The organism is Bartonella sp. AU55XJBT (assembly GCF_028618525.1).
This window is the reverse complement of the sequence record NZ_JAQITC010000001.1, coordinates 190000-210640: the sequence shown is the minus strand read 5'-3', so window position 1 is coordinate 210640 and position 20641 is coordinate 190000. Positions and strand designations below refer to the sequence as shown.

Here is a 20641-nt window from a genome sequence, read left to right as displayed (position 1 = left end):
ACAACCTTTTTCCAACCGTTTTCAATAAAAAATACAAATTCTTTTCACGAATCTGCTCATATAACTTATTTTTCTTATAAACGGTCAAAAATGATCTAACGGCTTAAAACAACGGGATGATCATCAAGTGTACGTCCCTCAAAACGATCAACATTTGAAGAATAAAGAGCAATAATAACACGTCCAGAACTATTATAAAAATATAATCTTTTTCCTTTAACAGCCCACGATCTTACTTGGGAAACAATTCCTGGACAGTGTAAAGGACCAGCTCGGTACCCTTGTCCAAACTTTGTTTGTGGCGTTGCAATCCGACAAATTTTACCCCCCATAGAAAGACTCCATACCCCAGCAATACTTGCAGGAAACAAATCAGTAGCATTGCTTGGTAATTCGAGACTCGCCATTCGTCCATCGCTCTGAGAATCTCCTTTCTCATACATCAAAGCGTTTGCAGCTTCAGATACCGACGCAGAAGCAGATGATAAATCAGATACTTCTAGGGTTGTCATTTGTTGAGATGGATAAAAAACTTCTAATGCGTTACTATTATCATTACTGTCAAACCGCGTTGTTGAACATCCCCCTAAAAAAAGCATTACAGTTGACATTGCAACGAAAAACGAAATTTTTGAAAACGACATATCTGTACTCTCTCCCATGACAATAAATAAACTCACAAAAAATTAAGTGAATATTTTTTATAATTACAAAGATAAATTAACAAATTAAAAAAACAGGATTAAAATACCTTATTTTAAACAAAATAATTTACGTACCCAATTTTATATTTATTAAACACTAGAAATTTATAAGATTTTTAGTCATATATCCTTTGATAAGTAATCTTTAGAATAGAGAAATTTCATGAAAACGCCATTTAGCAAAATGGACGGTCTTGGAAATCAAATTATTGTTGCTGATATGCGCGAAAGCACACAGGCTCTTACACCACAAGCAATTCTTGCTTTATCAGCAGATCCTGAAATGCATTTTGATCAAATCATGGCTATCCACACACCAACCCAAAACGAAGCCGACTTCCGCATCGAAATATGGAATGCTGATGGTTCAAAGGCTAAAGCTTGTGGCAATGGTACCCGCTGTGTCATTGCATGGCTTAAAGACCACAATTTTGGTGAAATTTTTCGTTTAGAAACCCCCGCTGGAGTGATCGAAGGAAAATACCAAACCGACAATCTCATTTCTGTTGATATGGGCTGCCCAAATTTCAATGCAAAAGAGATGCCTGTTTCACGTGAAATAGTTGATACCAATCATGTAGAGATTACAGCTGGTCCCCTAAAAGATGCTTGTCTTGTCTCTATTGGCAATCTCCACGCTATCTTTTTTGTTGAAAATGATCTTCAACATATTCCATTAGAAAAATACGGTCCAATACTTGAACATGATTCCCTTTTTCCAGAACGGTGCAATATTTCCATTGCTTGCATAACGTCAAAGAAAAGTCTAAATTTACGTACATGGGAGCGGGGAGCAGGATTAACACAAGCATGTGGGAGTGCTGCATGTGCCAGTGCAGTGGCCGCTTATCGACGTAATCTGATACAGCGCCATATTGATGTAAACTTACCGGGGGGAATACTTAATATTTTTTACCGAGAAGATAATCACATTATTATGACAGGACCCATAAAATATCAATTTAGTGGTTTTTTAAACCCTTTAACAGGGTACTACAAAAAGGATCACTCTTGATGGCAGTAGAAATTGTAACTTTCGGTTGTCGACTCAATAGCTACGAATCGGAAATCATTCGCAAAGAAAGCACTTCTTCAGGACTAGACCAACTCAAAGATGGTGCTATTATTTTTAATACCTGCGCTGTCACTGCCGAAGCCGTACGACAAGCAAAACAAGCTATCCGCAAAGCGCGACGTGAAAATCCTCTTGCGCGCATTATTGTAACAGGATGTGCAGCCCAAACAGAAGCACAAAATTTTGCCTCAATGACAGAAGTCGATCTCGTTTTAGGGAACGAAGATAAACTTCACGCCCATTCTTATCGTCAACTTCCTGATTTTGGTATTAACCATTCCGAAAAGGTGCGTATTAATAATATCATGGAAGTGCAAAAAATTGCTCCCCATATGGTCAGTGCAATGCAAGAGCGCACCCGCGCTTTTGTACAGGTACAAAATGGATGCGATCATCGCTGTACATTTTGCATTATTCCTTATGGACGTGGACCATCTCGTTCAGTTCCCATGGGTGCTGTTATAGAGCAAATTAAAAAACTGACAGACGAGGGGATTCAAGAAGTTGTCCTTACAGGTGTTGACCTTACAAGTTATGGTCACGATCTGCCTGGAAAAGCGACTCTAGGAAAATTAACTTCAGCCATTTTGCATCATGTCCCAGATTTGGCCCGATTACGCCTCTCATCTATTGATTCTATTGAAGCAGACGAAGAACTCATAAATCTTTTAGCCTATGAGAAAAGGATCATGCCCCATTTGCATTTATCTTTGCAAGCAGGCGATAATATGATTTTAAAACGGATGAAACGTCGGCATTTGCGTGAACATGCTATTCAATTTTGCCAAGAATTGCGTGCCAAGCGCCCTACAATGGTTTATGGTGCCGACTTAATAGCTGGTTTTCCTACGGAAACAGAAGAGATGTTTCAAAACAGTCTTTCTTTAATCAAAGAGTGTAATTTAACCCACCTTCATGTTTTCCCCTTTAGTCCAAGAGAAGGAACACCTGCCGCACGAATGCCACAAGTCAACCGTAAAATAATTAAGATGCGTGCTGAAAGCTTGCGTAAAGCAGGTGAAGAGGCTTACCAAAAACATCTTGCTCATTTACAAAACAGTCAACAAACAATTCTCGTTGAAAAAGATGAAATTGGACGAACAGAAGATTATACTCTTGTGCAAATTAAAGGTGCAAAAGCAGGAACAATTGTTCAAGCTCTTATCATTGACCATGATGGCGATAAATTAATTGCTGTCCTTCCAAAATTAAACGCTGCTTGAGCAGGAAAACTCTTATGACGAAATCTTTTATAAAAAAAATATTCTCTTATTCCAAATCCAAAGAGCAGGAAATAGAAAAAATTTCTGCTTCTGATAAAAGCGATATAATAGAAAAAAATGAAAGGATAAAAAATAGCCAAACCTCTATAGAGGAAGAAAAAGAGGAAAAATCAAAAAATCAAAAATCAACACCTACAAAACACGATGACCACCCCTCATCTTTAGAACTCCATTCTGATAAAGCCCCCAATTCTGGTAATGTTTCTCCTTATGGCAAAATTATTGTCACAAACACCATTCGTGAAAAAAAGAGTGAAGAAACTTTACCCGAACCCTCTGTGGAACAAAAAAAGACAGCGTGGTTTGGACGCCTTAAAAAAGGTTTAGCCCTTTCTTCACAACGCCTAAGCGGATCAATTAGCGACCTCTTTGTTAAGAGAAAACTTGATGAAGAGACATTGCAAGAGCTCGAAGATATTCTTATTCAAGCTGATCTTGGTGTAGAAACGGCAACACGCATCACGAATACTTTAGCTTCCAGTCGTTATGAAAAAGATCTCTCCCCAGATGATATTCATACGATTGTCGCTGATGAAATCAAAAAAGTTTTAGAGCCTGTAGCAATACCATTAGAGCTTGATCTCAGTCATAAGCCTCATGTTATTTTGCTGGTCGGTGTAAATGGTACTGGAAAAACGACAACTATTGGAAAACTTGCAGCCAAATTAACGGAGGGAGGACTAAAAGTTATGCTTGCTGCTGGTGATACCTTCCGAGCCGCAGCGATTGAACAATTACATATTTGGGGTAAACGTACCGATTCTCCTGTTATTTCAACCAAATTGGGTGCAGATGCCGCAAGTTTAGCCTTTGAGGCCTTTGAAAAAGCAAAAACAGCAAACAGTGATGTATTAATTATTGATACAGCAGGGCGTTTACAAAATAAATCTGAATTGATGGATGAGTTGGCAAAAATTATTCGTGTTTTAAGAAAACACTCCCCCCAAGCACCCCATACAATCCTTCAAACGCTTGATGCAACGACCGGACAAAATGCACTCAGCCAAGTGGAGATTTTCCGTGATATTGCCGGTGTTAATGGTTTAGTCATGACAAAACTAGATGGGACTGCACGCGGAGGAATTCTTGTCGCAATCGCAGCAAAATATAAATTACCCATTTATTTTATCGGTGTAGGAGAGAATATTGAAGACCTTCAACCCTTTTCTGCTTCTGACTTTGCCGAAACTATCGTAGGAAAACATGTATGAAACAACCTTTAACGAACCCTAATTCACACAATAATTCTGAGAAAAATATGAACAACAATAAAAAAACGCCTCTCTCACCAACATTTAAGTTTCTCTTAGAAATGGGACCATTGGTCGCCTTCTTTTTTGCCAATTATAAGGGAGAATGGTTGATAAAAAACATTGAATTTTTTCAAAATTTTAGTAAGCCTATTTTCCCTGCAACAGCTATTTTTATGGTAGCGATTATTATTTCTCTAAGCTTATCATGGATCCTTGCAAGACAAATTCCTATTATGCCTCTTATTTCGGGAATATTTGTTCTTGTTTTTGGCTTTCTAACGCTCTGGCTTCATAATGAAACTTTCATAAAGATGAAACCAACAATCATTAATAGCTTATTTGCTTTTATACTTTTTGGTGGGATGTTTTTTAAAAAACCACTTTTGCGTTATGCTCTTGACTCTACCTTAAAACTTGATGATTTAGGCTGGCAAAAACTCACCTATCGTTGGGCATTTTTTTTCGCTTTCCTTGCTCTTTTGAATGAAATCATTTGGCGTAATTTTAGCGATAATTTTTGGACAAGTTTCAAAGTTTTTGGCGTGATGCCTATAACAATTCTCTTCATGCTTACCCAAATGCCTCTTATACTAAAACACTCACAAGGGCTTTTTACAGAAGAGGATAAATCTAATTCTTAGATATAACATAATTTATATTACACGTTATTATATAAATTTTATCACTGTGCACTGTTCAGGAGAAAAGATATGTTGATTGAACAGTTCATTTGCCGAGAAGATAATTTTGGTGTGCTCATTCATGATGAAAAAAGTGGTATGACAGCAGCAATTGATGCCCCTGAAAGCAAAGCTATTCAGTATGCCTTAAAACGTCGTAATTGGATACTTAACATTATTTTTGTGACACACCATCATTATGATCACGTAGAAGCCGTTGCAGAATTAAAAAAAGTGTACAACGCTATGGTTATTGGACCAGAAGCAGAAAGAGATAAAATCCATCACCTTGATCAAACACTTCAACCTGATGAAAGACTTTTTTTTGGCTCCTATACACTTTTAGCTCTCTCAACACCTGGCCATACTTTAGGAGCATTATCCTATTATTTTCCTGAAAAAAATTTACTCTTTGCTGGAGATACACTGTTCTCTCTCGGTTGTGGACGTCTATTTGAAGGAACAGCAGCACAAATGCTGAACTCTTTAAAAAAGCTTCGTCAACTTCCTGATGAAACACTTCTCTATTGTGGACATGAATATACAAAAAACAATGCTCTTTTCGCATTAACACTTGATCCACATAATCAAAAACTTCAACAAAGAGCAGAAGAAGTTTTTTCATTAAGCTCACAAAATGCCATGACTTTACCTGTCACTTTAGGGCAAGAAAAAGCAACAAACCCCTTTCTTCGTTGGGATGATCAAGCAATCAGAAAAAATCTCTCAATGAAAGATTCTACAGATGAAGAGGTTTTTTCTGAAATTCGAAAAAGAAAGGATGTTTTTTAATTATGTTCAAAGTTGCATTGTGCTTTTTTTTCTTTTCCCTTTTCTATCATATGCTCAAGAAAAAAAGCAAGAAACGGTTAATCCTTCTCTTACATTACCTTTCATTGCCAATTATCCCCTAACAGAAGATCTTCTTTTAAAGCTGGAAAAAACCGAAAAAGAATGTAAAAATTTACCTCCAGAGCCAGAAAAAGAAAATACAAAAAGTGATTTCACCGCTGATAATGATAATATTGAAGGATATGTCGCTTATATTTCTAGTAAACAAGGATTGGTAAATATTTTAAGAGAAAATAATTTTACACCAAAAGATTTTGTTGTTGCTTTCCTAACATTTCAAACAACATTGAATGGGCTTACTGAAGAAGAAAATTCTACTTAGAAACAAAACTTTATCCCTTCAAGTAATATAGAATTTTCTAAACAACATATGTATAGAATAATCGAAATTTTAAAAGGAAATTGTTAAAAAAGTCTTTTAAAATAATTGATTAATTTTGCAAACGACGACAAATATCATCCAACTGTTCTAGTGAAGAATAATGTATTTTTAAATCACCACCTTTTTTACCATGCCGAATGATAACCTTCATTCCAATGACATCTGCAAGTAATTTTTCTAAAGATTTTGTTTCTGCATCTTTTTCCATAGCAGTACGTTTTTTAGTCTTAGGATTAGCTTGCTCATAGGCAAGTATTTCCGTTTGACGCACAGAAAGTCCTTCACGGATAATTTTTTCAGCTAATTCTTGTGGATTATCAACGGTTATAAGACACCGTGCATGCCCAGCAGAAAGTTGTCCATCGGTTAAAAATTGTTGTACTTTTTCTGGAAGTTTTAACAAACGAAGCGTATTTGCAACATGACTGCGACTTTTTCCAATGACGTGTGCTAAATCGACTTGTGTATAATCATGTTCATTCAGGAGCATCTCATATCCCTTTGCTTCTTCAATAGGATTAAGATCAGCCCTCTGAACATTTTCAATAATAGCCAATTCCAAAGCAGTTTTATCATCCACATCACGAACAATAACAGGTAATTGACTTAAATTTGCACGTTGTGCAGCACGCCAACGCCGTTCACCCGCGATCAATTCAAACCGATGAGGATGATCTCTTAAAGGTCTTACAATAACAGGCTGAACCACACCATGTTGACGAATTGATTGTGCCAAATTATCAAGCTCTGTTTCAGTAAAATGACGCCGCGGATTATGAGGATTACATGAAATAGATTCAAGAGGAACAAACCTTTCGGAAATGCTATTGGATTCAGTCAATTTATCAAAACTTGATGAACGTGCAAGATTGTTGTTTAAATTGATATCGCCAATCAATGCTGCTAATCCACGTCCTAGTCTTTTTTTTGAGAGATCATCATTCATAATTTTTCTCTTTGAACTTTTATATATTTTTTATATTTCTAAGCAGCAGCGCGTGCTTGTTTTTCACGTTGGATCATTTCTGATGCTAGACGCAAATAAGCTTGGCTCCCAGCACATTTGAGATCATAAAGCAATACAGGTTTACCAAAAGAGGGTGCTTCTGATACTCTTACATTTCGTGGAATAACAGTACGATAAACTTTATCTCCCATAAAAGAACGTACATCTTCAACAACTTGATTTGAAAGATTATTTCGTCCATCATACATTGTTAAAACAATACCTTGTATTTCTAAAGATGGATTAAGAACGGATCGCACTTGTTTTACTGTTTCAAGCAATTGACTTAAACCTTCAAGTGCTAAAAATTCACATTGCATAGGTACCAAAACGGAATCTGCAGCCCCCATAGCATTCAGTGTAAGAAGATTAAGTGATGGTGGACAATCAATTAAAATATAATTGAATTTTTTTTCCATTTCTGGATCATCATAGAGCGCTTTACGCAAACGTCGTATACGGTCTTGTGATGAAGAAATTTCCATTTCTACACCTAAAAGATCAAGTGTAGAAGGAACGATGTAAAGATTGGGTACAGCTGTTTTTAAAGCCGCTTGTGTAATTGAAACTCCAGAAACCAGAACATCATAAGACGACAAAGGACGGCTATTACGATCAATTCCTAATCCTGTACTTGCATTACCTTGTGGATCAACATCCATAATAAGGACATTTTCACCAATGGCTGCTAAAGCTGTTGCAAGATTAATTGCTGTGGTTGTTTTTCCGACTCCACCCTTTTGGTTTGCAATAGCGATAATTCTTGTTTCGCTCATTTTGCTTTACCCTCTAATATGATCGAATATGAGAAATTTCTAAAATAACAGAATTTTCATCAACTTTACTTTTATGTTTTAACAGATCAAAGTGCCAATTGGCAGAGGCATTTTTTATTTCTGTAGCGTAATCCCGACCTTTTTGCAAAAGAGCGATTGTTTTTTCTGTTAATAAAGGAAAAATAAGCTGTAAAAGAGCATTGAGCGGCGCTAAACCCCGTGCCGTTATAATATCGGATATGGGAATTTTTTGATAGATATCTTCAATTCTAGCATGATAAACCGTTGCAGGAAGATTGAGTTGAGCAATAACTGTTCGCAAAAAAGCAACTTTTTTTCCATTACTTTCAACAAGATTAATATGTCCTGTTCTTTTTTCTTTCAAAAAGATAGCGATCACAATTGCGGGAAAACCTCCTCCTGATCCTAAATCACACCACTGTAAAGAATGAGGATATAAAGGAAAAATTTGTGCTGAATCTAAAATATGCCGTATCCATAGATCTGGTATTGTTGCAGCAGATATTAAATTAATATGCGCATTCCATTGAAGTATTAAAGACTCAAACTGAATTAAATTTTCCATCGTTTCACGTGAAACAGAAGGAACAATATTTAAGAGTTGCTGATATTTTTGTTCGGTAGAAAAATCCATTAAGCTGTTTTAGCCTTTTCACGTCTTTTACGTTGAATATATGTAATAATAAGGGATAACGCAGCAGGTGTCATACCATCAATTTTTTGTGCATCAGCAATTGAACGCGGCGACATTTCTTGAATTTTTGATTTTAGTTCATTTGAAAGACCTGAAATTGCCTGAATATCAAGAGATGAAGGAATTTCTAAACGCTCATCTCTCTGAAGAGAGGCTATATCTTGTGCTTGTTTATCTAAATAAACCGCATATTGTGCTTCAATTTCTAAAGATTCTACAGTTTTAGAATCAATTGTTTGTAGTTGTGGCCAAAAATGTGAAAGACGCTCTAAAGTCATATGAGGATAAGCAAGAAAATCATAAGCCGAACGCCGAATTCCATCATGATTCACATTTAATCCATGAGCAGAAGCTTCATTAGGTGTTAAAAAGAGATTTTGGCATATTGATCGTGCTTGATCGAGCCGTTGTTGATTTTTCTGATAACAGTCCCACCTTATTTTACTGACAATCCCCCATTCTTGTGCCAAAGGTGTTAAACGCGCATCAGCATTATCAGATCGTAAAGATAAACGAAATTCAGCACGTGATGTAAACATTCTATAAGGTTCATAAACACCACGTGAAACTAAATCATCAACCATAACACCAATATAAGCTGTAGAACGACTTATAAATATTTCATCTAATTTACCCACTTTACGTGCCGCATTTAATCCAGCTAAAAGTCCCTGTGCTGCAGCTTCCTCATATCCTGTTGTCCCATTAATTTGTCCTGCTAAAAATAGACCTGGTAAAGAACGTAATTCTAAACTTCTTGTTAATTGTTGTGGATTAACAAAATCATACTCAATAGCATAACCAGGTTGCAAAACTGTAGCATTTTCCAATCCTTCAATGGTTTTTAATAGGGAAATTTGTACATCTTCAGGAAGAGAAGTAGAAAGGCCATTTGGATAAACTGTATCATCATTTAATCCTTCTGGTTCCAGAAAAATCTGATGTCCATCACGTTCCCCAAATTTAACAATTTTATCTTCAACTGAAGGACAATAACGGGGTCCTAACCCTTCAATATTTCCAGAATATAAAGCAGAACGGTGAATATTATCACGGATAATTTGATGTGTTTGCGCATTTGTGCGTGTTATTGCACATTCAATTTGTGGCTGTTTAATTTTCTCTGTTAAAAGAGAAAAAGGAACAGGATTTTCATCGGCTTGTTGTTTTGGGAGACGATCCCAATCTATTGTTTTCTTACTCAGACGAGCAGGAGTTCCTGTTTTTAATCGTCCAAATTTTATAGCATAATTTTTTAAATGCTCAGCAAGTTGCACACTTGAGAGATCTCCCATACGACCAGCAGCCCACGTTTTATCACCAATATGAATAAAGCCATTTAAAAATGTCCCCGTTGTTAAAACAACAGCACCGGAAAAAATTGTTCCTTGTTTTTTTAAAATAACGCCTGATACGGAATGATCTTTTAAAACCAAATCAATAACTTCATCTTCAATGAGTGTCAGATTTTCTTGTTCTTTTAAAAGTTTTTGAATGGCTTTTTTATAAAGTTGTCGATCTGCTTGTGTCCGTGGACCTCTTACTGCTGGTCCTTTGCGTCGATTAAGGAGCCTAAACTGAATTCCCGCAGCATCTGCTGCGCGTCCCATGAGACCATCTAAAGCATCTATTTCACGTACTAAATGCCCTTTCCCAAGACCCCCAATAGCAGGATTACACGACATTGTTCCCAAAGCTGATATTTTATGTGTCACAAGTGCTGTACGTGCACCTACACGCGCCGAAGCTGAAGCTGCTTCACAGCCAGCATGACCACCACCAACAATGACAACATCATATGATTGCATTTAATTTATTCCATAAAGAATATTCTAAAGTTTCACGTGAAACAGAACATAAGTTACATAATCTTTATAATCTGTCTATGAAATAATCAATGTTTCACGTGAATCATTATTTACCAACACAAAACTCTGAAAAAATAATATCAAGTAAATCTTCAACATCAATATCTCCCGTAATTTTTCCAAGAAAATCACCTGCACGACGGAGATGTTCTGCACGTAAACTAAGATCAAGAGAATGATAATTGAGAGAATTTTCAATCTCCTTAACAGCTTCCTTTAATAATTGAAGCTGTCTTTTACGCGCCGGAACAAGATTCCCAATTTCAGAAGCACGTTGATGACAAAATGTTTCAAGTTTTTTTATAAAAGAATCAAATTTTAAACCCGTTAATGCGGAAAATTGTATAGACCAATCCTGATCATTTTTTTCATAAAGATCAAGCTTATTACCAACACGCCATATTTCAGCCGATGTTTCTGGTAAATCGACTTGCTTAGGATTTCCTATATCATAAACCAAAATAACCAAATCAGCTTCTCTAACATGCTGTTTAGCAACTTCTATTCCTAATTGTTCTACCCTATTTTCTGTTTTTCTAAAACCAGCAGTATCCGTTAAAAAAATGGGTAAACCACCAAGAATAAGCCTCATTTCTAAAGCATCACGCGTTGTCCCTGCTTCCTCCGTTACAATAGAAACAGATCTTCCTGCAAGACGATTCATAATGCTTGATTTTCCAGAATTTGGAGCTCCCACAATAACAATTTTTAATCCATCACGTAAAATACTTGCACGCTCTCCTTCAGCAATATGTTCTCGAAGAGAAGTATAAAGATTTTCCACATCTTTCCAAATTTTATCAGATATTGCATTGGGAATATCTGCTTCATCGGAAAAATCAAGTTCTGCTTCAATAAAAGCACGCGCTTTCATAAGTTTATGGCGCCAATTACGATAAAGCGTCGTTAAATGTCCACTTGTCCCCATAACGGCTAAACGCCGTTGGCTTTCCGTTTCTGCCTCTATTAAATCAGCCAAACCTTCTGCTTGAACGAGATCTAATTTTCCTTCCATAAATGCACGACGTGAAAACTCACCTGCCTCAGCCATACGGCATCCAGAAAATGTCGATAATTCATCAAGAAAACGATTAACAACTGCTTTTCCGCCATGCAAATGGAATTCTGCACAGTCTTCTCCCGTAAAACTATGCGGAGCAGGAAAAAAAACAGTTAAAGCAGAATCTAAAAAACTACCATCACGAGAAGTAAGATTTCCATAATGCATAAAGCGTGCTTTAGGTAAACAACCACAAAGCGTTTTAACTATATCCACAACACGAGGACCAGAAAGACGAATGACTGCAACCCCTGAAGGTAACAATCCACTCGAAACAGCAAAGATTGTATCCACAGGTTCTATCCTAATAAAAACCCTAATGATTCTATGTATTCATTGAATCAAAAAATTCACTATTGTTTTTTGTTTGCTTTAATTTATCAATCAAAAACTCAATTGCATCTGTTACATTCATAGGCGCTAAAATACGACGAAGAACAAAAATTTTGTGCAAATCTTGTCGTGCAACCAAAAGCTCTTCTTTGCGCGTCCCTGACTTCAAAATATCCATAGCAGGGAAAATACGCTTATCAGCAACCTTTCGATCAAGAACGATTTCCGAATTACCAGTTCCTTTAAATTCTTCAAAAATAACCTCATCCATACGGCTACCTGTATCAATCAAAGCCGTTGCAATAATGGTTAAAGATCCACCTTCCTCAATATTACGTGCAGCACCAAAAAAACGTTTTGGACGCTGCAAAGCATTTGCATCCACACCACCTGTCAAAACCTTACCTGAAGAAGGAACAACCGTATTATATGCACGCCCCAAACGTGTAATCGAATCTAGAAGAATAACAACATCACGCCCATACTCCACAAGGCGTTTGGCTTTTTCAATAACCATTTCTGCCACTTGTACGTGACGTATTGCAGGCTCATCAAAAGTAGAAGAAACGACCTCTCCTTTTACTGAACGCTGCATATCTGTAACCTCTTCTGGTCGTTCATCAATCAAAAGAACAATAAGATAACATTCGGGATGATTAGTGGTAATAGAATGAGCAATATTTTGAAGGAGAACTGTTTTTCCCGTCCGAGGTGGTGCAACAATTAATCCTCTTTGTCCTTTTCCCAATGGAGATATCAAATCAATCACACGCGATGACATATCCTTCTCTGTAGGATCTTGTATTTCCATTTGAAATCGTTCATTTGAATAAAGAGGTGTAAGATTATCAAAATGAATTTTATAACGAATTTTTTCAGGTTTTTCAAAATTAATTGTATTAATTTTAAGAAGAGCAAAATAACGTTCCCCTTCTTTTGGGCTTCGTATAGGACCTTCGATGGTATCGCCTGTTTTTAAAGAAAATGACTGAATTTGTGAAGGTGAAAGATAAATATCATCAGGTCCAGGAAGATAATTAGCATCAGCAGATCGCAAAAATCCAAATCCATCTTGTAAAACTTCAACAACACCTTCTCCTATAATTTCTACATCTTGTAGAGCAAGTTTTTTCAAGATCGCAAACATTAATTCTTGTTTGCGCATAAGGGAGGCATTTTCAACTTCTAATGTCTCAGCAAAAGAAACAAGCTCAACGGGATTTTTGCTTTTAAGTTCTTGTAGTTTCATTTTTTGCATGAAATATGCTCTTTGTAATTAAGGAAAAGATTATCTTAAATAATTTATGGAAATTTTACGAATGGAATATTCTTCAAGAAAAAGCTATTCTACACTCAATTTTTTTAATCTGCAAGTACCACTTATATGAAATTTATTTGTGTAATTATATGAAAAGTTTTAAAAATATAAAACTCAAATAGTAGCTAATGTTTTTGTTACAAAATAATTAACTAAACATATAGCATTAATAAAATGCTATTCAAAATTATTTTTCACAGAATTTTTTATTAATAATTTTATATTAGAAGAGAGGTTCTTTTTATTTATAACTGTGTTTAGTGTGAATTATTTTTTATACCTTATTTATCCTCAATTTCATCCACAAAAGAGAAGAAAAAAAGGATAAAGATAACACTATCTTAAAGATATTATCCCCTCTTTTTTCTTCTAAGAGGTTTTATATTATCACAAGGGGGTTATCTGTGCATAATAATGGAAGATTTTTCCTAAATTTTAGTTTTATAAAAAAGCTTAGAGATATATACACATATCTTAACAAGGAGTTAAAATTTTTGTGACAAAAGAAAAAAAATCCTTTCATTTACACATGCTTTCTGATGCAACGGGGGAAACTTTAATCTCTGTTGGAAGAGCTGTAGCATCCCAGTATACAATGAGTCAGGCAACAGAACATATCTATCCTATGATTCGTAACAAAATACAGTTACAAAAAGCTCTTGATGAAATACAACAAGAGCCAGGTATTGTTCTTTACACAATAATTGATGAAGAACTTAAACTTCTTCTTCAGAAAAGATGCGAAAAAATAAAAGTTCCCTATATTGATATATTACATCCTGTTTTAAATGCTTTTCAGTCTTATCTCGGAATGCCAACCCATTTACGTGCGAGCGCACAACATGATCTTAATGCTGATTATTTTCGCCGTATTGAGGCATTGGATTTTACGATAGAGCATGATGACGGGCAATCTTCCAGTAGTTTATCTGAAGCGGATGTAATTCTTGTAGGAATTTCAAGGACCTCTAAAACGCCAACAAGTATCTATTTAGCAAATCGCGGAATCAAAACAGCCAATGTTCCTCTTATTCCTAATATTGATTTACCAGAATCCCTTTTAGAGGCAAAAAATTCTTTAATTATTGGTTTAATTGCTTCAGCTGAAAGGATCTCACATATTCGCCAAAATCGTGATTTGGGAGAAGGTTTTGCTCTTGATAGTTACACAAATCGTATTAACATAGGTGAAGAATTAATCTATGCGAAACGCATTTGCGAACGTTTTGGTTGGCCTATTATTGATGTCACAAGACGCTCTATTGAAGAAACTGCAGCGGCAATATTCGAACTTTTATCACGATTTCGTGAAGGAAAATGAGAGAAAATTCTCATGAACACAGAGACATTAATATTAGCATCTCTTAGTTTTTATCGTGCACAATTATTAAAAAAAGCAGGTTTAAATTTTTTGATTGAAGGAGCTTCTTTTGATGAAAGAGAAGTAGAAAAAAAAGCAAAAGAAAAAACACCTAAAGAACTCAGCTGTTTTCTAGCAGGTGCAAAAGCAAAAAATGTTTCAGATCGTTTTCCTGATTCTTTTGTTATAGGTTGTGATCAAGTACTTGATTTTGAAGGTAAAGTTTTTCATAAAGCAACAAGTATTAAGGAAGCACATCAACGTTTATGCGAGTTATCAGGAAAAACACATTCTCTTCACAGTGCGGTAGCTTTATTTAAAAATGGTCAAAAAATTTGGGTTGAAGCTTTTAGTGCACATATGTCCGTACGTTTACTTTCATCAAAATTTATTGAGCGTTATTTAGCACGCGTAGGAAAAGATGTTTTAAACAGTGTGGGAATCTATCAAATTGAAGGAGAGGGTATCCATCTCTTTGAAAAAATTGATGGAGATTTTTTTACTATTGTTGGTTTACCTTTGCTCCCTCTACTCGTAAAATTACGTTATTTAGGGATTATCGATGGTTGACTTAACAATAAAAAAAACAAATTATCCCCGCGCTTTTGTTGTTGGTTTTCCTATTCATCATTCAAAATCGCCAAAAATTCATAATTTTTGGCTTAAACAATATGGTTTACAAGGGGAATATCTTGCACAGGAAGTGTCTTCTGAAGAGTTCAACCATTTTATGAGTTCTTTAAAAACAATGGGCTTTTGTGGAGGAAATGTTACTCTACCTCATAAACAAGAAGCCTTTCGTTTAGCAGATTATAAAGATGAGAGAGCAACAATGATTGGTGCTGCTAATACACTTTGGTATGAAGGAGATAAACTTTGTGCCACAAATAGTGATGCCTATGGTTTTAGCGCTAATCTTGATGATTTTGCATCTGATTGGGGAGGGGAAACAGCTCTTGTCTTTGGGGCAGGTGGTGCTGCGCGCGCTATCCTATATGCTTTAAAAGAACGTGGATTTGAGCAGATTTATTTAGTTAACCGTACAAGACAACGTGCTGATAATTTAGCTCAGCATTTTGGAAAAAACATTAAAGTCTACGATTGGCATAAGGTCCATGAAATACTTTATCAAGCTGATTTGATTGTTAATACAACGTCCATAGGCATAAAAAATCCAGAAGAAGAAAATAATCCTTTTTTTTGTGATTTTCATAAGGCAAAAAAAACGGCATTAGTAACAGATATTGTTTATACACCATTGATAACCCCTTTTTTACAACAGGCAGAAGCTTGTGGTCTAAAAACTGTTGATGGGTTTGGGATGCTTCTCCATCAGGCTGTTATAGGTTTTGAACGGTGGTTTGGAATAAGACCACAGGTAACAAAAGCGTTACGGACAGCTATTTTAGAGGATATGAGTGAAGAGAGAGAATGAAGATCATAGGATTGACGGGATCAATTGCTATGGGAAAATCAACAGTTGCTGATTTTTTTAAGCAAGCGGGTATTTCGGTTTTTAGTGCTGATGAAGCAGTACAACAGCTTTATAAAAGCGAGCCAGCTTTATCACACATAGAGCGTATTTTTCCTGGTGTTGTTGAAAACGGTGAAGTTAATCGTTTGAAACTTTCTGAAATTTTGATTGATGATAAGGAAAAATTACAAACATTAGAAAAAATAATTCACCCTTTGGTGCAAGAAAAAGAAAAAAAATTTATTGATACAGCGCGCCACCAGGGGGAAAAATTAGTTATTCTTGATATTCCACTTCTGTTTGAAAAAAATGGTGAAAGTCGTGTAGATAGCGTTATTGTTGTTTCTGCTCCACCAGAAATACAAAAAGAACGTGTGATGATTCGCCAAGGGATGAATGAGAAAAAATTTGCCTTTATCAATGCGAAGCAAATGCCGGATGAAAAAAAACGAGAACGTGCTGATTTTATTATTGATACAGGGAAAGATTTAGAAAATACACGTCAACAGGTTTTTGATCTGATAAAGAAATTGCTAAAGAATTGAAGTTATGCGGGAAATTATTTTTGATACAGAAACAACAGGTTTAGATAAAGAGAAAGATCGCATAATCGAAATTGGTTGTGTAGAAATGGTTGATCGTTATCTTACGGGACGCCAGTTTCATGTTTATTTAAATCCTGAAGGCGTTATTATTCCTGATGAAGTTGTAGCAATTCACGGATTAACCAATGAACGCTTAAAAAACGAGAAAAGTTTTAGTGATATTGTTGATGAATTTTTGGAATTTATCAATGGTGCAACCATGATTGCACATAATGCGAGTTTTGATATAGGTTTTATTAATGCAGAATTAAAACGCGTCAATAAGCCGCTTATCAGTGTTGATAATATTCTTGATACATTGGCTATGGCACGACGTAAATTTCCTATGGGTCCTAATTCTCTTGATATTTTATGTAAACGTTTTGGAATTGATAATAGCCATCGTGTTCTTCATGGCGCTTTGCTTGATGCAGAGATTTTAGCCGATGTTTATATTGAATTAATTGGTGGAAAGCAGGGCGTATTGGGTTTTGAGAACAGAAGGAATGTTAATGAACATATCCAAAATGATAAAGATATAGCTTATGCAATTAAATTTCGTCCACAGGCTTTACCTTCAAGATTGAGTGCACAGGAAAAAAGGTTGCACGCTGATTTTATCAGAAAAATGGGTGAAAAAGCTCTGTGGAATAACTTCAAAATTCATGAATAACATCTCCACCGTATCTCTAAAAAAGTCACTTAAGATTAAGAATGAGAAATAAGGATATCAAAAAAAACGGTCGTTGTGGGGAGGGGAACACCACAACGACCCTGTCGCTACATTGTACCTCAGCTATCATAGGAGGAGCAAAATGAAAGCTATTAATCCTGTAACAGCAAAGAAAAGCTCTAGGTACGTAATATAAAGTGTAACGACTTCATGTCTTATGAAAAGAAAAAATGGCTTTTTAGAGGCAAAATGAAAAAAATTAAAATAAAAGTGAAAAAAATATATAAGGGGAATGTGTTTTTTTAGCTGAAATGGAGAAATAAAATTGTCATGAAAGCAACAGATCATCTTTTGTTGGTTGACGGATCAGGCTATGTTTTTCGTGCTTATTACGCTTTACCGCCTTTAAAACGTAAAAAGGATGGACTTCCTGTAGGAGCAGTAGCTGGTTTTTGTAATATGTTATGGAAATTACTTTGCGATGCTCGTAACACAGTGACAGGTATTGTTCCAACACACTTTGCTGTTATTTTTGATTATTCATCTGATACTTTTCGGAAACAAATTTACCCTCAGTATAAAGCGAATCGCTCTGAACCTCCCGAAGATTTAATTCCTCAATTCGCGTTAATACGCCAAGCAACAAAGGCTTTTAATTTGCCTTGTATTGAAAAGGAAGGCTTTGAAGCAGATGATTTGATAGCGACCTACGCACAATTGGCAACAAAGGCTGGTGCAAAAACAACAATTATCTCCTCTGATAAGGATCTTATGCAACTCGTCAATAAGCATGTATCTTTGTATGATGGAATGAAAGATAAGCATGTAGGTGTCTCAGAAGTTATAGAAAAATGGGGTGTTCCCCCTGAAAAGATGATCGATTTACAAGCATTAATTGGAGATTCGACGGATAATGTACCAGGTATTCCAGGCATTGGACCAAAAACTGCTGCTCAGTTGTTAAATCAGTTTGGTTCTCTTGATCTTTTGTTGCAACGTGTAACTGAAATTAAACAAACAAAACGACGTGAAAACATACAAGCTTATAGTGAACAGGTTAAAATTTCTCGTGAACTTGTTAAGCTTAAAACAGATGTTCCTATAGACAGTGATTTAGATGATTTTATTTTAGAGCCACAAGATGGGCCACGCTTAATTGCTTTTTTGAAAGCAATGGAATTTTCAACATTAACGCGTCGCGTAGCAGAGGCGACGGCATGCGATGCAGCTGTTATTGATGCACTTGATGTAGATATTGAATGGGAAAAGCCTAAGAACCAACATGATTCTAACATCAAGAACATAGAGCAAAAATCTCTTCATAAATTTTCTGAAAATTCTCCACAAGCTTTTGCACAAAAACGTAAAGATCAAGCACTGACTCAAAAAATTACAAGAGAGACTTATACAACAATTCTTGATGAGGAAATTTTAAAAGAGTGGTTATTACAAGCACAAGAGCAGGGTTTTTTTGCTTTTGATACTGAAACAACCTCTCTTGATCCGATGCAAGCAAAGCTTGTTGGTTTTTCACTTGCATTACAGCCAGAAAAAGCAGCTTATATACCTCTTGAACATTTTGATGAAGGAGAGGAAGACCTTTTGGGGGGTGGGCGCATTGCCTCCCAGATTGAGACCCGAAAAGCTTTAGCACTTTTAAAACCGATATTAGAAGATTCAGCGGTGTTAAAAATTGGTCAGAATATAAAATATGATTGGTTGGTGATGAAGCAATATGACATTGTGATACGTTCTTTTGATGACACCATGCTTTTGTCCTATGCCTTGGATGCTGGAACTTTAACCCATAATATGGATGATTTATCAGAACGTTGGCTTGGACATAAACCAATTGCCTATAAGGATTTAACACATAACGGAAAAAAAATTACTTCTTTTGCACAAGTAGATTTAAGACAAGCAACCCTTTATGCAGCGGAAGATGCGGATATAACGCTACGTCTTTGGCAAGTTTTGAAACCGCAACTTATCTCTCGGGGTATGACAAAAATTTATGAACGCCTTGATCGACCTCTTGTAGAAGTTCTTGCAAGAATGGAAGAACGCGGGATTCTTATTGATAGGCAGATTTTATTGCGCCTTTCAGGAGAATTGGCGCAAGCTGCTTTAATTTTAGAAGAAGAAATTTATAAAGAAGCGGATGAAAAGTTTAATCTTGCTTCGCCAAAGCAATTAGCGGATATCCTTTTTGGAAAAATGGGATTGCTTGGAGGCGCTAAGACAAAGGGTGGACAATGGTCAACTTCTGCACAAACCTTAGAAGAGTTGTCTGCTGAAGGTCATATTTTACCGCGTAAAATTATTGAGTGGCGTCAACTTGCAAAGTTAAAATCGACCTATGCTGATGCTTTACCTTCTTATATTTTATCAAAAACAGGGCGTATTCATACGAATTATTCTTTGGCAATAACGTCCACAGGGCGGTTATCATCATCAGAGCCAAATTTGCAAAATATTCCAGTACGAACTGCTGAAGGACGTAAAATTCGAACAGCTTTTATTGCTTCCAAAGGACATCTTTTGCTTTCTGCTGATTATAGTCAAATTGAATTACGCATTCTTGCACATATTGCGGATATAAAAGCATTAAAAGAAGCTTTTGCTAAAGGACATGATATTCACGCTATAACGGCGTCAGAAATGTTTGGCGTTGCGATAGAGGGAATGCCTTCAGATACACGACGGCGTGCAAAAGCAATTAATTTTGGTATTATTTATGGTATTTCAGCTTTTGGATTAGCCAATCAATTAGGGATTTCACGTCAAGAAGCAAGTCGTTATATTCAACTTTATTTTGAAAGATTTCCAGAAATTAAAGATTATATGGAAAAGACTAAAAGCTTTGCGCGTGAGAATGGTTATGTAGAAACAATTTTTGGACGTCGTATTCATTATCCAGAAATAAAAGCAAAGAATTTAAAAATTCGTTCTCTTAATGAGAGAGCGGCTATCAATGCTCCCATTCAAGGTTCTGCGGCCGATATTATTCGCCGTGCTATGATACAGATGGAAGATGCTTTAAAAGAAGAAAATTTATCAGCAAAAATGTTACTTCAAGTGCATGATGAACTGATTTTTGAAGTACCAGAAGAAGAAAGTAAAAAAACCATGGCTGTTGTTAAAAATGTCATGGAAAATTCTACAATGCCAATTTTATCTTTGTCTGTACCCCTTGAAGTGAAAGTCATGACGGCTCAAAATTGGGATGAGGCTCATTAACTTTT

At 35.9% G+C, this 20641-nt stretch carries 19 protein-coding genes; 12 read left to right on the top strand and 7 right to left on the bottom strand.

The window, feature by feature from the left end:
• Positions 1 to 95 precede the first annotated feature (95 nt).
• The gene (locus PVV70_RS00780) at positions 96 to 644 is read right to left on the bottom strand and encodes an AprI/Inh family metalloprotease inhibitor (protein WP_273757516.1); all 549 of its coding nucleotides are present in this window, start codon (positions 642 to 644) and stop codon (positions 96 to 98) included.
• 223 nt (positions 645 to 867) lie between these two features.
• Here PVV70_RS00780 and dapF point away from each other — a divergent pair, with 223 nt between their 5' ends.
• From dapF to PVV70_RS00750, 6 genes are all read left to right on the top strand, one after another.
• Positions 868 to 1719, top strand: coding sequence for a diaminopimelate epimerase (dapF, locus tag PVV70_RS00775; protein WP_273757515.1), 852 nt, complete (start codon positions 868 to 870; stop codon positions 1717 to 1719).
• The gene (gene mtaB / locus PVV70_RS00770) at positions 1719 to 3002 is read left to right on the top strand and encodes a tRNA (N(6)-L-threonylcarbamoyladenosine(37)-C(2))-methylthiotransferase MtaB (RefSeq protein WP_273757514.1); all 1284 of its coding nucleotides are present in this window, start codon (positions 1719 to 1721) and stop codon (positions 3000 to 3002) included. Before dapF ends, mtaB begins: the two co-directional genes overlap by 1 nt.
• Before the next feature lie 14 nt (positions 3003 to 3016).
• On the top strand, positions 3017 to 4273 hold the full coding sequence (gene ftsY / locus PVV70_RS00765) for a signal recognition particle-docking protein FtsY (RefSeq protein WP_273757513.1): 1257 nt from the start codon (positions 3017 to 3019) through the stop codon (positions 4271 to 4273).
• Positions 4270 to 4956 (top strand): septation protein A, encoded by a 687-nt coding sequence (locus PVV70_RS00760; RefSeq protein WP_273757512.1) that lies wholly within the window; start codon positions 4270 to 4272, stop codon positions 4954 to 4956. The genes ftsY and PVV70_RS00760 overlap by 4 nt, the downstream gene beginning before the upstream one ends.
• A 69-nt stretch (positions 4957 to 5025) precedes the next feature.
• Positions 5026 to 5787: a hydroxyacylglutathione hydrolase gene (gene gloB, locus PVV70_RS00755; RefSeq protein ID WP_273757511.1), complete on the top strand. Its 762-nt coding sequence runs from the start codon at positions 5026 to 5028 to the stop codon at positions 5785 to 5787.
• Positions 5777 to 6169 carry a hypothetical protein gene (locus PVV70_RS00750; protein ID WP_273757510.1) on the top strand — a complete coding sequence of 131 codons (393 nt, stop codon included), beginning with the start codon at positions 5777 to 5779 and terminating at the stop codon, positions 6167 to 6169. The genes gloB and PVV70_RS00750 overlap by 11 nt, the downstream gene beginning before the upstream one ends.
• Positions 6170 to 6278: 109 nt before the next feature.
• Here the strand turns inward: PVV70_RS00750 and PVV70_RS00745 are convergent, their stop codons facing one another.
• From PVV70_RS00745 to rho, 6 genes are all read right to left on the bottom strand, one after another.
• Positions 6279 to 7175 (bottom strand): ParB/RepB/Spo0J family partition protein, encoded by an 897-nt coding sequence (locus PVV70_RS00745; protein ID WP_273757509.1) that lies wholly within the window; start codon positions 7173 to 7175, stop codon positions 6279 to 6281.
• 38 nt (positions 7176 to 7213) lie between these two features.
• Positions 7214 to 8011, bottom strand: a complete 798-nt coding sequence (locus tag PVV70_RS00740; protein ID WP_005774319.1) for a ParA family protein — start codon at positions 8009 to 8011, stop codon at positions 7214 to 7216.
• Positions 8012 to 8024: 13 nt separating this feature from the next.
• The gene (gene rsmG, locus PVV70_RS00735; protein ID WP_273757508.1) at positions 8025 to 8666 is read right to left on the bottom strand and encodes a 16S rRNA (guanine(527)-N(7))-methyltransferase RsmG; all 642 of its coding nucleotides are present in this window, start codon (positions 8664 to 8666) and stop codon (positions 8025 to 8027) included.
• Entirely contained in the window at positions 8666 to 10534 is a 1869-nt protein-coding gene (gene mnmG / locus PVV70_RS00730; protein ID WP_273757507.1) for a tRNA uridine-5-carboxymethylaminomethyl(34) synthesis enzyme MnmG, read from the bottom strand. The genes rsmG and mnmG overlap by 1 nt, the downstream gene beginning before the upstream one ends.
• 106 nt (positions 10535 to 10640) lie before the next feature.
• The gene (gene mnmE, locus PVV70_RS00725; protein WP_273757506.1) at positions 10641 to 11948 is read right to left on the bottom strand and encodes a tRNA uridine-5-carboxymethylaminomethyl(34) synthesis GTPase MnmE; all 1308 of its coding nucleotides are present in this window, start codon (positions 11946 to 11948) and stop codon (positions 10641 to 10643) included.
• Positions 11949 to 11979: 31 nt separating this feature from the next.
• Positions 11980 to 13245 (bottom strand): transcription termination factor Rho, encoded by a 1266-nt coding sequence (gene rho, locus PVV70_RS00720; RefSeq protein ID WP_005774324.1) that lies wholly within the window; start codon positions 13243 to 13245, stop codon positions 11980 to 11982.
• A 556-nt stretch (positions 13246 to 13801) separates the two neighbouring features.
• Between rho and PVV70_RS00715 the strand changes: the two genes are divergently transcribed.
• The 6 genes from PVV70_RS00715 to polA all read left to right on the top strand — a co-directional run bounded on the left by PVV70_RS00715 (position 13802) and on the right by polA (position 20636).
• Positions 13802 to 14626, top strand: coding sequence for a pyruvate, water dikinase regulatory protein (locus PVV70_RS00715; RefSeq protein ID WP_273757505.1), 825 nt, complete (start codon positions 13802 to 13804; stop codon positions 14624 to 14626).
• 12 nt (positions 14627 to 14638) lie between these two features.
• Positions 14639 to 15235 (top strand): Maf family nucleotide pyrophosphatase, encoded by a 597-nt coding sequence (locus PVV70_RS00710; RefSeq protein WP_273757504.1) that lies wholly within the window; start codon positions 14639 to 14641, stop codon positions 15233 to 15235.
• Positions 15228 to 16100 carry a shikimate dehydrogenase gene (locus PVV70_RS00705; protein ID WP_273757503.1) on the top strand — a complete coding sequence of 291 codons (873 nt, stop codon included), beginning with the start codon at positions 15228 to 15230 and terminating at the stop codon, positions 16098 to 16100. The genes PVV70_RS00710 and PVV70_RS00705 overlap by 8 nt, the downstream gene beginning before the upstream one ends.
• Entirely contained in the window at positions 16097 to 16684 is a 588-nt protein-coding gene (coaE, locus tag PVV70_RS00700) for a dephospho-CoA kinase (RefSeq protein ID WP_273757502.1), read from the top strand. Before PVV70_RS00705 ends, coaE begins: the two co-directional genes overlap by 4 nt.
• Positions 16685 to 16688: 4 nt before the next feature.
• Positions 16689 to 17396 (top strand): DNA polymerase III subunit epsilon, encoded by a 708-nt coding sequence (gene dnaQ, locus PVV70_RS00695; RefSeq protein WP_273757501.1) that lies wholly within the window; start codon positions 16689 to 16691, stop codon positions 17394 to 17396.
• A gap of 330 nt (positions 17397 to 17726) precedes the next feature.
• On the top strand, positions 17727 to 20636 hold the full coding sequence (polA, locus tag PVV70_RS00690; RefSeq protein WP_273757500.1) for a DNA polymerase I: 2910 nt from the start codon (positions 17727 to 17729) through the stop codon (positions 20634 to 20636).
• Positions 20637 to 20641: the final 5 nt, after the last annotated feature.

Excerpts from the sequence above, each read along its gene's own strand:
- PVV70_RS00780 (WP_273757516.1), bottom strand. The coding sequence starts at position 644 with ATGTCGTTTTCAAAAATTTCGTTTTTCGTTGCAATGTCAACTGTAATG.
- dapF (WP_273757515.1), top strand. The coding sequence starts at position 868 with ATGAAAACGCCATTTAGCAAAATGGACGGTCTTGGAAATCAAATTATT.
- mtaB (WP_273757514.1), top strand. The coding sequence starts at position 1,719 with ATGGCAGTAGAAATTGTAACTTTCGGTTGTCGACTCAATAGCTACGAA.
- ftsY (WP_273757513.1), top strand. The coding sequence starts at position 3,017 with ATGACGAAATCTTTTATAAAAAAAATATTCTCTTATTCCAAATCCAAA.
- PVV70_RS00760 (WP_273757512.1), top strand. The coding sequence starts at position 4,270 with ATGAAACAACCTTTAACGAACCCTAATTCACACAATAATTCTGAGAAA.
- gloB (WP_273757511.1), top strand. The coding sequence starts at position 5,026 with ATGTTGATTGAACAGTTCATTTGCCGAGAAGATAATTTTGGTGTGCTC.
- PVV70_RS00750 (WP_273757510.1), top strand. The coding sequence starts at position 5,777 with ATGTTTTTTAATTATGTTCAAAGTTGCATTGTGCTTTTTTTTCTTTTC.
- PVV70_RS00745 (WP_273757509.1), bottom strand. The coding sequence starts at position 7,175 with ATGAATGATGATCTCTCAAAAAAAAGACTAGGACGTGGATTAGCAGCA.
- PVV70_RS00740 (WP_005774319.1), bottom strand. The coding sequence starts at position 8,011 with ATGAGCGAAACAAGAATTATCGCTATTGCAAACCAAAAGGGTGGAGTC.
- rsmG (WP_273757508.1), bottom strand. The coding sequence starts at position 8,666 with ATGGATTTTTCTACCGAACAAAAATATCAGCAACTCTTAAATATTGTT.
- mnmG (WP_273757507.1), bottom strand. The coding sequence starts at position 10,534 with ATGCAATCATATGATGTTGTCATTGTTGGTGGTGGTCATGCTGGCTGT.
- rho (WP_005774324.1), bottom strand. The coding sequence starts at position 13,245 with ATGCAAAAAATGAAACTACAAGAACTTAAAAGCAAAAATCCCGTTGAG.
- PVV70_RS00710 (WP_273757504.1), top strand. The coding sequence starts at position 14,639 with ATGAACACAGAGACATTAATATTAGCATCTCTTAGTTTTTATCGTGCA.
- PVV70_RS00705 (WP_273757503.1), top strand. The coding sequence starts at position 15,228 with ATGGTTGACTTAACAATAAAAAAAACAAATTATCCCCGCGCTTTTGTT.
- coaE (WP_273757502.1), top strand. The coding sequence starts at position 16,097 with ATGAAGATCATAGGATTGACGGGATCAATTGCTATGGGAAAATCAACA.
- dnaQ (WP_273757501.1), top strand. The coding sequence starts at position 16,689 with ATGCGGGAAATTATTTTTGATACAGAAACAACAGGTTTAGATAAAGAG.
- polA (WP_273757500.1), top strand. The coding sequence starts at position 17,727 with ATGAAAGCAACAGATCATCTTTTGTTGGTTGACGGATCAGGCTATGTT.